The following is an 11966-nucleotide window of genomic DNA, read 5'->3' as shown; positions in this document are numbered from 1 at the left end:
TAGCAAATTTAGTGATTTTTATAGAAAATATGAAATACATGTATTTATAATTCCTTTTATTTATTATGGGTAAAAACTATATCTTTGACAAAGTATAAAAATAAAAAAATGGCAAATATTACATTACAAGGAAACGAAATTCACACTTCAGGAAATTTACCAGAACTAGGAACTGTAGCACAAGATTTTACATTGGTTGCAGAAGATTTATCAGAAAAAACACTGTCTGATTTTGCTGGTAAAAAAGTAGTACTTAATATTTTCCCGAGTATCGATACAGGAGTTTGCGCTGCTTCTGCTAGAAAATTTAACGAAGAAGCATCTGCTTTAGATAATACAGTTGTGGTAAATGTTTCTAAAGATTTACCATTCGCTTTAGGAAGATTTTGTGCTTCAGAAGGACTTCAAAATGTAATGAATCTTTCTGATTACAGAGGAAACTTTGGAGAAAATTATGGTTTAACGATTGCTGATTCTCCGCTTAAAGGATTGTTAAGTAGAGCAGTGGTGGTTTTAGACGAAAACGGAACTGTAAAATATACAGAGCAGGTTCCAGAAATTGCTCAAGAGCCAGATTATGAAAACGCTTTGAATGCTTTAAGATAGTTTTTAAAATTTATAAAAAATTTTATTATTTTTACAACGAGAGTATTTTATACTTTCGTTTTTTTTATGGGAAATTCATTAAAATATATTTATCAGCATCCTTTGTTTTCTGAATCTGATTTGGAAAAAATATTTTCGTTGCATCACTTAAAAGAATTAAAAAAAGGAGATTTTTTTCTTAAAGAAAAAGAAATATCTAACTCTTATTTGGTTTTAGAAAATGGTTTGATGCGTTCTTTTGTTCTTGATATAGATAATAACGATATCACTTTAGAATTTTTTAATGAAAATGATGCTGTGATTGACGCAAGTTCATTATTTCAAAGAATTCCTTCTAAAGAAAATATACAGGCAATAACAGATTGTATAGTGTATGAAGTATATTATGATGATTTTCAAGAATTATTTCACACAATTGAAGGAATGCGAGAATGGGGAAGAATGTGGTTTACATTTCAACTTTTTCAATCTAGATATCAGAAAATAGAAATGATTACAGAAACTGCAAAAGAGCGCTATTTAAAATTGTTGAAAGAAAAACCTCAAATTATTCAGCAAGCACCTTTAAAACAAATTGCGACTTATCTTGGGATTACAGATACTTCATTAAGTAGAATTAGAAAGGAGATTTCGGAAAAGTAATTTTTCTTGTCATAAGGCAAGTTGTTTTTGAGTTTAATAAATGTATTTTTGAATAAATTAAAAATAAAAAATATGAAAACAAATCCTGTAGTTTGGTTCGAAATCTATGTAGATAATATGGAAAGAGCCACTAAATTTTATGAAACCGTTTTTAACCTAAAACTAGAAAATTTATTAGATCCAACAGAAGATTCTTTACAAATGAAAGTTTTCCCTAGTGAAATGGAAAATATGGGAGCAAGCGGAAGTTTGGTGAAAATGGAAGGATACAATGCAGGTGCAAATAGTACTCTTGTTTATTTTCATTCAGAAGATTGCATCACCGAAGAAAACAGAGTAGAAGAAGCGGGAGGAAAAGTTTTCAAACCAAAAATGTCAATTGGTGAGTACGGATTTATATCACTTTTAGTTGATACAGAAGGTAATATGATTGGTTTGCATTCTTTGAAATAATTATATTGTAAATGTTTTAAAAATTTTATCATGAAAAATATACTCATTTTTTCAGTATTATTTCTATTTTTTTCTTGCAAAAAAGAAGAAGAAAAAATCATAAAAATAGATACTACCGAAAACGAAAAAATTGCAAAGCAACTTTTTGTAGAATTTAACAAACACGATTGGCAAAAAATGGCAAATTTATATATAGAAAATGCCGAATTTAAAGAGCCAGGTTCAAAGATGAAGTTGCATAAAAAATCTCGTGAGCAGATTGTGAAAGAATATAGTGAACTACAAATGATGTTTCCTGATGTACAAGATTCTCTAGTGGCAATTTATCCTTCAGGAAAAAATAACGTCATTGTAGAATTTGTCTCAAAAGGTACCAATCCTGATAAAACGAAATTTGAACTTCCAATTTGTACTATTTTTACCATAGAAAATGGTAAAATCACTAAAGATTTCAGCTATTTTGATAATTCTCAAAATTAAATTTAAAATCGTAAAAAATCATTTATCATCTATCACTTATCACTTATCATAAAACATGGAACCATTAATTGTAAACGTCACCATCAATTCGTCTTTAGAAAAAGTATGGGAATTTTTTACCGAAGCAGAACATATTACGAATTGGAATTTTGCACACGAAAGTTGGCATTGTCCGAAAGCTGAAAATAACTTAGAAATAGGTGGCGAATTTTTTTATACAATGGCTGCTAAAGATAAATCGGCAAGTTTTGTTTTTCATGGGACTTACACCGAAATCATTCCGTTTCAGAAAATTGAATATCATATAGAAGATGGTAGAAAAGTAGAAGTTTTTTTCAATAAAATAGATGAAAATACTACTGAAGTTTTCGAACGTTTCGAGCCAGAAATGATTAATGCTTTGGAAATGCAAGAACAAGGATGGCAAAGCATTCTCAATCAATTTAAAAATTATACAGAAGGAAACTCTTAGCAGTTTCCTTTTTCATAAAAACTTATTTTTCTATTTTTGCTCCTCAATCATCAATCCATTGAAAGACTACTACTATTTTCTAGGAATAAAACCGAATGCTTCTTCCGAAGACATTAAAAAAGCGTATCGTAAACTTTCGCTGAAATATCACCCTGATAAAAACGAAAATGATGAGTTTTTTACAGAGCGTTTCAGAGAAATAAAAGAAGCGTATGAAACTTTGATGGATGAAGAATCTAGAAAAGTTTATGACCAGCGATTTGGGAGTTTTCAAAGAAGTCAAAAATCAATGCTTCCTCCAAAAATTAAAAACTTTCACGCCGATAAAATTAGAGCACAAAAAGGCGACGAAATTACCATTCATTGGCAAACTTATGATGCAGATCTGGTAAAAATTACACCTTTTGGTTTAGAAAAGTCTCAAGGCGATAGAAAATTTAGAATCAAGGAGTTTGATAAAGAAGGTAAGTTTCAGATTATTCTTCATGCTACCAATACTTTATTACACAAAACAGTAGTTCAAGGAATTACCATCATCGAAGTTTCTGGGGAAATAAAAACTTCTATAAAAGAGGATGTTCCTGCTCAAAATTCTACCACTGCACCGCAAAAAAAGGAAGAGGTTAACGCTCGTTTTTATTATAAGTTATTGGCTATTATTCTTTTAGCGATAGCTCTGTACTTGGTTTTTCGTCAATAGTTTTTATAGACAAATAGAATTTTACCATTCATAAAAAAATCCTTATTTTTACGAAACTTACAAAAAGTAAAAATAATACCTAAAATTTTTATGAACACACAGCAATTTGTGAACCGTCACATCAACTTCAATGAAGCTGATAAGAACGCTATGTTACAAAAAATTGGCGTTTCTTCTGTAGAAGAATTAATTTCTCAAACTATTCCAGATGCAATCCGATTAGAAAATGAATTAGATATTTCTGCTCCTTTATCTGAGTACGAAATGCTACAGCATTCTAAAGAGTTGGCTGCTAAAAATCTAGATTATGATACGTACATTGGTTTTGGTTATCATAACAGTATTTTGCCAAGTGTTATCCAGAGAAATATTTTAGAAAATCCTAGTTGGTACACCGCTTATACACCTTATCAAGCAGAAATTGCACAAGGTAGATTAGAAGCGTTATTGAATTATCAAACTTTAATTACCAATCTTACTGGTTTTCATTTAGCGAATGCTTCTCTATTAGATGAGGGAACTGCAGCTTCTGAAGCCATGAGTATGTTCTTTTCAAACAGAACGAAAGACCAGAAAAAAGCAGAAGCCAACAAGTTTTTTGTTTCTGATTTGGTTTTACCTCAAACTATTGCGGTTCTTAAAACCAAAGCTGATGGTTTAGGAATAGATATAGTTGTTGGTAATCATGAAAATTTTGAGCTTAATGCAGAATTTTTCGGAGCTATTTTACAATATCCAGGTAAAAATGGTGTTGTGATTGATTATACTCAGTTAATTTCAAATTATAAGGCGTTAAATCTTCAAGTAGTAGTGGCTTGTGATCCGCTTGCTTTAGTGAAATTAAAATCACCGGCAGAAATGGGAGCTGATTGTGCAGTGGGAACTACGCAAAGATTTGGTATTCCATTAGGTTATGGTGGTCCTCACGCTGCGTTTTTTGCTTGTAAAGAAGAATATAAACGTGATATTCCGGGAAGAATTATTGGGGTAACTCAAGATGCATACGGAAAACGTGCTTTGAGAATGGCTTTGCAAACAAGAGAGCAGCACATTAAGCGTGAGAAAGCGACTTCTAACATTTGTACAGCTCAAGTTTTATTGGCGGTAATGGCTTCTATGTATGCTGTTTATCATGGTAAAGCTGGTTTAGAATATATTGCAGACCAAATTCATTATAAGACCAATGCTTTAAGAGATGCGCTATCTGTTTTAGGATATGATACGGTGAAAGAGCCAGTTTTTGATACGGTTAAAATCAGTATGTCTGAAGAAGAAAAAGATAAGTTAAAGAGATTAATGCTAGATCATAAAATCAATTTAAATTATTTTACAGAAGGTTTTGTAAGTATTTCTATCAATGAAACTACAACTACCGAAAAAATTGATAAAGTAGTGGCAGCTTTTGCACAATTTAAGCAAAAACAAGGTTTCAAATTAGAGCCAAAAGCCGTTTCTAAAATTCCAGAAAATTTATTGAGAAAAGACGAAATCTTAAAAGAAGAAGTTTTTAATAAATATCATACAGAGACAGAATTGATGCGTTACATTAAGCGTCTCGAAAGAAAAGATTTATCACTCACGCATTCTATGATTTCTCTAGGTTCTTGTACCATGAAACTGAATGCAGCTACAGAAATGATTCCACTTTCTTGGGAATATTGGGGTGCTATTCATCCTTTTGTGCCAGTTAATCAAGCTGATGGTTATCAGAAATTAATCAAAACTTTAGAAAAAGATTTGGCTACGATTACTGGTTTTGCGGCAACATCACTTCAGCCAAATTCTGGAGCTCAAGGTGAATATGCTGGTTTAATGGTGATTAGAGCGTATCAAAAATCTATCGGTCAAGGTCACAGAAATATTTGTTTAATTCCTCAATCTGCTCACGGAACCAATCCTGCTTCTGCGGTAATTGCAGGTCTTAAAGTAGTGGTGGTGAAAAATCTAGAAGACGGACAAATAGATTTCGAAGATTTAAAAGCTAAAGTGGAAGAGCATAAAGATAATTTATCTGCTTTCATGATTACGTATCCATCTACTTATGGTTTCTTTGATGACAACGTAAAAGAAATTACAGACTTAATCCATGAAAATGGTGGTCAAGTTTATATGGATGGTGCAAACATGAATGCTCAAGTTGGCTTCACTTCACCAGGAAATATCGGTGCAGATGTTTGTCACTTAAATCTTCATAAGACTTTTGCAATTCCTCACGGTGGAGGTGGACCAGGAGTTGGGCCAATTTGTGTAGCAAAACATTTAGTACCTTTCTTGCCTCAAAATCCTAATATTCCAACAGGTGGAAGTCAAGGAATAGACGCTATTTCTTCTGCACCTTATGGTTCTGCATTGGTTCTTAATATTTCTTATGCTTATATTAAAATGTTAGGAGCGATTGGTTTGAGAAATTCTACGGAATTTGCAATCATCAACGCAAACTATTTAAAAGAAGTTTTGGGTGAGCATTTCCCAATTTTATATGCGAATAAAAAAGGAAGAGTAGCTCACGAATGTATTGTAGATTTCCGTCAGTTTAAACCACTAGGAATTGAGGTAGCAGATGTTGCAAAACGTTTGATGGATTATGGTTTCCATGCTCCTACCGTTTCTTTCCCAGTTGCTGGTACGTTAATGATTGAGCCTACAGAATCAGAATCTAAAGCAGAATTAGACAGATTTGCTGAAGCTTTAATTGCTATTAAAGCAGAAATTGAAGAAATTGCAGAAGGAAAAGCAGATGCTCATAATAATGTATTAAAAAATGCTCCGCATACAGAACAAGTGGTGATTTCAGATTCTTGGGATAAACCATATTCTCGTGAGAAAGCTGCTTATCCGCTAGAATGGGTGAGAGAGCATAAGTTCTTCGCTTCTGTATCTAGAGTAGACGAAGCTTTCGGAGATAGAAATTTGGTTTGTACTTGTGAGCCAATAGAAAGCTACATGTAAGATAAAAGTAAATTTTACAAATATTTTAAATCGCTAAATTCATTTTTAGCGATTTTTTTTGTTTGTAGATGGTCTTGTTTTGTAAAATGTTCATAATCAATAGTTTTATATTAAAGCGTTAAGATTAAAACAAATAAAAACTGTCAAATAAGATTATTTTAACAATAAATTATCTTTTAATTATTTAGAAATAAAGATAAAAAATCTTTTATTTGAACTTTATTTGTATATTTGCACTCTAAAACTATTTATTTAAATGGAATTTATCATTAGAAAAACAACCGCTGATGATTTTTGTTTTGCAGACGAGATTGTAAAAGAAATGGAAGAGTCTGCCAAAATTAGAGGAACAGGTATCGCCAAAAGATCTCCAGAATATATTAAGGAGAAGATGGAAAAAGGCGATGCGGTTATCGCAATCACGCACAATGGAATTTGGGCAGGATTCTGCTATATCGAAACATGGACCAATGGTGACTATGCTTCTAATTCGGGATTGATTGTTTCGCCAAGATATAGAAGTATCGGTTTAGCAAGTAGAATTAAAGAATCTGTGTTTAATGTGACCAGAGAAAAATATCCAAACGCTAAATTATTTGGGATTACCACAGGTTTGGCGGTAATGAAAATTAATTCAAGGTTGGGTTATCATCCAGTTCCTTTTTCGGAACTTACTCAAGATGATCAGTTCTGGGATGGTTGCCAAAGTTGTGTCAATTATTCTATTTTACAAAGCAAAGGCAGAAAAAATTGTCTCTGCACAGGAATGTTATTCGTTCCACCCAAAAAAAATAAAAGAGATTTAAGTTACTATATGCAAAATTATTAATAGAGATGAAAAAAGTTGTTTTAGCATTTAGCGGAGGTTTAGATACATCTTTTTGCGCAGTTTATTTGCAGCAAGATTTAGGCTACGAAGTTCATGCAGTTACGGTAAATACAGGTGGTTTTAATGAAGAGGAAGTTAAAAAATTAGAGCAAAAAGCAATTTTGCTAGGTGCTAAAACTTTTACGTGTCTAGATGTGGTGAAAGAATATTATGATTCTTGCATTCAGTATCTGGTTTTCGGGAATGTTCTCAAAAATAATACCTATCCGCTTTCTGTAAGTGCAGAACGTACCATTCAGGCAAAATCTTTGGCAGAATATGCGCTTAAAATCGGAGCAACAGCTATCGCACACGGAAGTACAGGCGCTGGAAACGACCAAGTTCGTTTTGATGGGATTTTCAATATCGTTTGTCCGCAGATTGAAATCATCACACCAATTCGTGATTTGAAACTTTCTCGTGAGGAGGAAATAGAGTATTTGACGAACAAAGGATTTTCAGGAGATTATACCAAATCGGTGTATTCTATCAATCAAGGACTTTGGGGAACTTCGGTTGGCGGAAAAGAAACGCTCACTTCTCATAGCAATTTGCCTGAAGAAGCTTACCCTTCTCAATTAAAGAAGCAAAATCCAGAACAGTTGACTTTAGAATTCGAAAAAGGACATTTAATTAAAATTAATGACCAAAAATTTTCTCATCCTTCCGAAGCGATTGTTAAATTAAATGAAATTGCTTCAGAATTTGCGATTGGTAGAGATACTCACGTTGGTGATACGATTATTGGGATTAAAGGTAGAGTAGGTTTCGAAGCTGCGGGTGCTATTTTAACTTTGAAAGCACATCACTTGCTAGAAAAACATGTACTTTCTAAATATCAATTGATGATTAAATCTCAAATGGCAGATTGGTACGGAACTTGGCTTCACGAAGCTCTTTTCTTAGATCCTGTGATGAGAGATATTGAAAAATTAATGGAAAATTCTCAGAAAAATGTTACAGGTAAAGTGTTTGTTACGCTTCTTCCTTATCGTTTTGAACTGAACGGAATTGAATCTAAATACGACTTAATGACTTCTAAATTCGGAAGTTACGGTGAAATGAATAAATCTTGGAGCGGCGAAGACGTGAAAGGTTTTTCTAAAATTTACACCAATTATCTATCGATTTATCATCAAGTAAACGCTGAAAATAATGATTAAAGCAGGAATTATTGGTGGAACAGGTTACACAGGTGGCGAACTGATTCGTTTGTTGCTCAATCATCCGAATGCAGAACTTTCGTTTGTGACGAGCTATTCTAATGTGGGCAAAAAAGTAACCGATTTGCACCAAGATTTAATCGGAGAAATAGATTTAGAGTTTATTGATAATTCTACCGAGGCAGATGTTCTTTTTCTGGCTTTACCACATAAAGAAAGTAAAATTTGGCTTGAAAATAATAACGTTGGAAACGCTGTTGTTATTGATTTAGGAAACGATTTCAGAATTGGAGAAACCTATCAAGGAAATTCTTTTGTTTATGGACTTCCAGAACTGAATTTAGATAAAATTAAAGGTGCAAAATTGATTGCTAATCCTGGTTGTTTTGCAACTGCAATTCAGTTGGGAATCATTCCGATTCTTCAAAATCAAGAAGTTTCAGAAATTTATACGACAGGAATTACGGGTGCAACTGGTGCAGGAAAATCACTTTCTGAAACTACGCATTTTAGTTGGAGACAAAATAATATTTCGGCGTATAAAACTTTAACGCATCAGCATTTAGGAGAAATTAAATTTCAATTAAAAGAGTTGAGTAAAGTGCCATTTTCGGTGCAATTTGTTCCGTGGAGAGGAGATTTTGCCAGAGGAATTTTTGTGAGTTCTACTTTTAAAACTTCACTTTCTTTAGAAGAATTATTTGAACTCTATGAAAATTTCTACGAAGGACAAATGTTCACTACGGTTTCCAGAAAAGAAATTAATCTGAAACAAGTAGTTAATACCAATAGGTGTTTGATTAATATTGAAAAAAACGGAGATTTTACAGTGGTTCATTCTGCAATTGATAATCTCTTGAAAGGCGCTTCAGGACAAGCTATTCACAATATGAATATATCATTCGGGTTTCCCGAAAACGCAGGTTTGAAACTCAAATCTATCGCTTTTTAGCAATAAAAAGTAAAAATGAAAGGTACTTTGTCAAAGTTTTTTGCGAAGCAAATTAATCTTTGACAAAGTTTTTAAAAAGAAAAATATTAAAATAAATGACATAAGATTCGGAGGCGTTAAAAAATTCTGAAAATAATTCGTCAAAAAATCTCTGCTGTTTGAGAAAGCGGTGGGAATGTTGAGGCTCGAGTTTCAGAGATTTTAGAATTAGTTTTAGAATTTTAGCCGAGAATCTAAGTCTTGAATTTTTGGTTCTTTTGTTTCAAGACAAAAGAACTTAACCAAAAGAAATAATTAAATGAAACTTTTTGATGTATATCCTTTAATAGATGTAACTCCTACAAAAGCGGAAGGAAGCTATTTTTGGGACGAAAACGGAACGGAATATCTAGATTTATATGGCGGCCACGCTGTGATTTCCATCGGACATTCTCATCCAACTTATGTAAAATACATTACAGAACAATTGAATAATATCGGTTTTTATTCCAATTATGTGAAAATTCCGATTCAAAATCAAGTCGCTGAACAACTGACCAAGTTGTCTGGTTATGATGATTATACCCTTTTCCTTTGCAATTCTGGTGCTGAAGCCAATGAAAATGCCATAAAATTGGCTTCTTTCCACACCGGAAAAAAGAAAATTATTTATTTTTCTGGAGCTTTCCACGGAAGAACTGCGGCAGCTGTAGCTTGTACAGACAATCCGAAAATTGTAGCACCAGTGAATCAATCTGAAAATTTCGTAAAACTTCCCTTCAATGATTTGGAAGCTTTAGAAAATGAATTCAAAACCAATTCAGATATTGCTGGAGTGATTGTAGAAGGAATTCAAGGAGTTGGTGGAGTTCAAATTCCAACCACCGAATTTTTACAGAAAATTCAGGAGTTGTGTAATGAGAATAATGCCGTTTTCATCGCAGACGAAATTCAATCTGGTTTCGGAAGAAGCGGTAAATTTTTCGCGCATCAACACGCTGGTGTAACTCCTGATATTATTTCGATGGCAAAAGGAATGGGAAATGGTTTTCCTGTTGCGGGAATTTTAATTTCACCTAAATTCAAAGCTTCGTACGGTTTGCTTGGGACAACTTTTGGAGGAAATTTCTTGGCTTGTGCTGCAACCAAAGCGGTTTTAGATGTTATTGAAGAAGAAAATCTATTACAAAATGCTCAAGAAGTGGGAGATTACTTGGTTTCTTTGCTACAAAATCAAAAAAATATCAAAGAAATTCGTTATCAAGGTTTGATGATTGGGATTGATTTGGCTTTTCCTTGCAATGCAGTAAGAAATAGATTGGTTAAAGAATACAAAATGTTGACAGGTAATGCTTCTACACCAAATACTTTAAGAGTTTTACCTGCTCTGAATGTGAAAAAAGAAGATGTGAAAAAATTCGCAGATGCTTTAATCCAAATTTTAAACGAATATTAGAATTTTAGATTTATGATTTTGGATTTACAATTTTTGGATATTAAATTTCATTAAATCTCTAAAAATCTGTGTAATCTGTGGGAAACCATAAACAGAATACTTTGCGAAGCATTTATGCCTTTGCTTTCTTAAAATAAAACATAAATTAATATTAAACCTTTGCGTTAAAATAAATAAAAATGAAACAGTTTCTATCTATAAACGACGTAGAAAATCTTGAAAACCTAATTCAAGATGCTTTAGAATACAAGAAAAATCCTTTGAAGGATGAGAATTTGGCTAAAGGGAAAACTTTGGGCTTAATTTTTATGAATTCTAGCCTCAGAACAAGAATGAGTACTCAAAAAGCGGCTGAAAATCTAGGTTTTAAAGTGATGACTTTCAATGCTGGACAAGATTTTTGGGCTTGGGAAACTGAGGTTGGAGCTGTTATGAATGATGCTACAGTTGAACACATAAAAGATGCAGCTACAGTTATTGGACAGTATTGCGATGTAGTAGCAATCAGATGTTTTGCAGATTTAAAAAATAAAAAATCCGACACCGAAGAAAAGATTTTAACGCTTTTTCAAAAATATGTCAATAAACCTTTAATTTCTATGGAAGCTGCAACCAGACATCCTTTGCAGAGTTTGGCAGACACCATTACCATTAAAGAACAATGGAAAGAATCCAGAAAACCGAAAGTGGTTTTAACGTGGGGACCTCACATTAAACCAATTCCGCACGCTGTTGCCAATTCTTTTGCAGAATGGATGAATGCGCAAGATGTAGATTTTGTGATTACGCATCCTGAAGGTTTAGATTTAGACCCAGCTTTTGTTGGCGGTGCTCAAGTGACTAATAATCAAGAAGAAGCGTTGAAAGATGCTGATTTTGTGTATATTAAAAACTGGAGTTCATTTAATGATTACGGAAAAGTAGCAGAAGGTTATGATGATTGGATGCTTACGGAAGAAAAAATGAAAATCACCAATAACGGAAGACCAATGCATTGTTTACCAGTTCGTAGAAATGTAGAAGTGAGTGATGAGGTTTTGGATTCTGAACAGTCATTGATTTTTGAACAATCATACAACAGATTGTTCGCTGCACAAGCAGTTTTGAAAAATATTTTGTAATGTTTTCTCGCTGATAAAGCAGATTTGGCAGATTAATATAATTGTAAATATATCAGCTCAATCAGCTCAATCTGCGAGAGAAAGACAAGAATCACAAGTTTTTCTTTTTTTGTAAGGTATTTATG

The 11966-nt window shown here is 32.9% G+C and carries 12 protein-coding genes; all 12 read left to right on the top strand.

Annotation, left to right across the window (positions count from 1 at the left end; genetic code table 11):
* The first annotated feature begins 108 nt into the window (after nucleotides 1-108).
* The 12 genes from tpx (at nucleotide 109) to KKQ79_RS06935 (ending at nucleotide 11841) form a co-directional block, all read left to right on the top strand.
* Nucleotides 109-606, top strand: a complete 498-nt coding sequence (gene tpx, locus KKQ79_RS06990) for a thiol peroxidase (RefSeq protein ID WP_213189523.1) — start codon at nucleotides 109-111, stop codon at nucleotides 604-606.
* Nucleotides 607-672: 66 nt separating this feature from the next.
* Entirely contained in the window at nucleotides 673-1248 is a 576-nt protein-coding gene (locus tag KKQ79_RS06985; RefSeq protein WP_213189522.1) for a Crp/Fnr family transcriptional regulator, read from the top strand.
* A gap of 72 nt (nucleotides 1249-1320) precedes the next feature.
* Nucleotides 1321-1701, top strand: a complete 381-nt coding sequence (locus KKQ79_RS06980) for a VOC family protein (RefSeq protein ID WP_213189521.1) — start codon at nucleotides 1321-1323, stop codon at nucleotides 1699-1701.
* 30 nt (nucleotides 1702-1731) lie between these two features.
* Nucleotides 1732-2181, top strand: a complete 450-nt coding sequence (locus KKQ79_RS06975) for a nuclear transport factor 2 family protein (protein WP_213189520.1) — start codon at nucleotides 1732-1734, stop codon at nucleotides 2179-2181.
* Nucleotides 2182-2236: 55 nt separating this feature from the next.
* On the top strand, nucleotides 2237-2653 hold the full coding sequence (locus KKQ79_RS06970; protein WP_213189519.1) for an SRPBCC domain-containing protein: 417 nt from the start codon (nucleotides 2237-2239) through the stop codon (nucleotides 2651-2653).
* 58 nt (nucleotides 2654-2711) lie between these two features.
* Nucleotides 2712-3353, top strand: a complete 642-nt coding sequence (locus tag KKQ79_RS06965; RefSeq protein WP_213189518.1) for a J domain-containing protein — start codon at nucleotides 2712-2714, stop codon at nucleotides 3351-3353.
* A 90-nt stretch (nucleotides 3354-3443) separates the two neighbouring features.
* A complete protein-coding gene (gcvP, locus tag KKQ79_RS06960) occupies nucleotides 3444-6302 on the top strand; it encodes an aminomethyl-transferring glycine dehydrogenase (protein ID WP_213189517.1) in 2859 nt (952 codons plus the stop codon).
* 256 nt (nucleotides 6303-6558) lie between these two features.
* Nucleotides 6559-7131 carry a GNAT family N-acetyltransferase gene (locus tag KKQ79_RS06955; RefSeq protein ID WP_213189516.1) on the top strand — a complete coding sequence of 191 codons (573 nt, stop codon included), beginning with the start codon at nucleotides 6559-6561 and terminating at the stop codon, nucleotides 7129-7131.
* Nucleotides 7132-7136: 5 nt separating this feature from the next.
* Nucleotides 7137-8333: an argininosuccinate synthase gene (gene argG, locus KKQ79_RS06950; RefSeq protein ID WP_213189515.1), complete on the top strand. Its 1197-nt coding sequence runs from the start codon at nucleotides 7137-7139 to the stop codon at nucleotides 8331-8333.
* On the top strand, nucleotides 8326-9285 hold the full coding sequence (argC, locus tag KKQ79_RS06945) for an N-acetyl-gamma-glutamyl-phosphate reductase (RefSeq protein ID WP_213189514.1): 960 nt from the start codon (nucleotides 8326-8328) through the stop codon (nucleotides 9283-9285). Before argG ends, argC begins: the two co-directional genes overlap by 8 nt.
* 298 nt (nucleotides 9286-9583) lie before the next feature.
* Entirely contained in the window at nucleotides 9584-10720 is a 1137-nt protein-coding gene (locus tag KKQ79_RS06940) for an aspartate aminotransferase family protein (RefSeq protein WP_213189513.1), read from the top strand.
* Nucleotides 10721-10899: 179 nt separating this feature from the next.
* Complete coding sequence (locus KKQ79_RS06935; RefSeq protein WP_213189512.1) at nucleotides 10900-11841, top strand: Rossmann-fold NAD(P)-binding domain-containing protein; 942 nt, start codon at nucleotides 10900-10902, stop codon at nucleotides 11839-11841.
* Nucleotides 11842-11966 lie beyond the last annotated feature (125 nt).

Source organism: Cloacibacterium caeni, assembly GCF_907163125.1.
Classification (GTDB): Bacteria; Bacteroidota; Bacteroidia; order Flavobacteriales; family Weeksellaceae; genus Cloacibacterium; species Cloacibacterium caeni_B.
The sequence above is the reverse complement of the archived record's forward strand: the minus strand, read 5'-3'. Positions and strand labels throughout refer to the sequence as shown.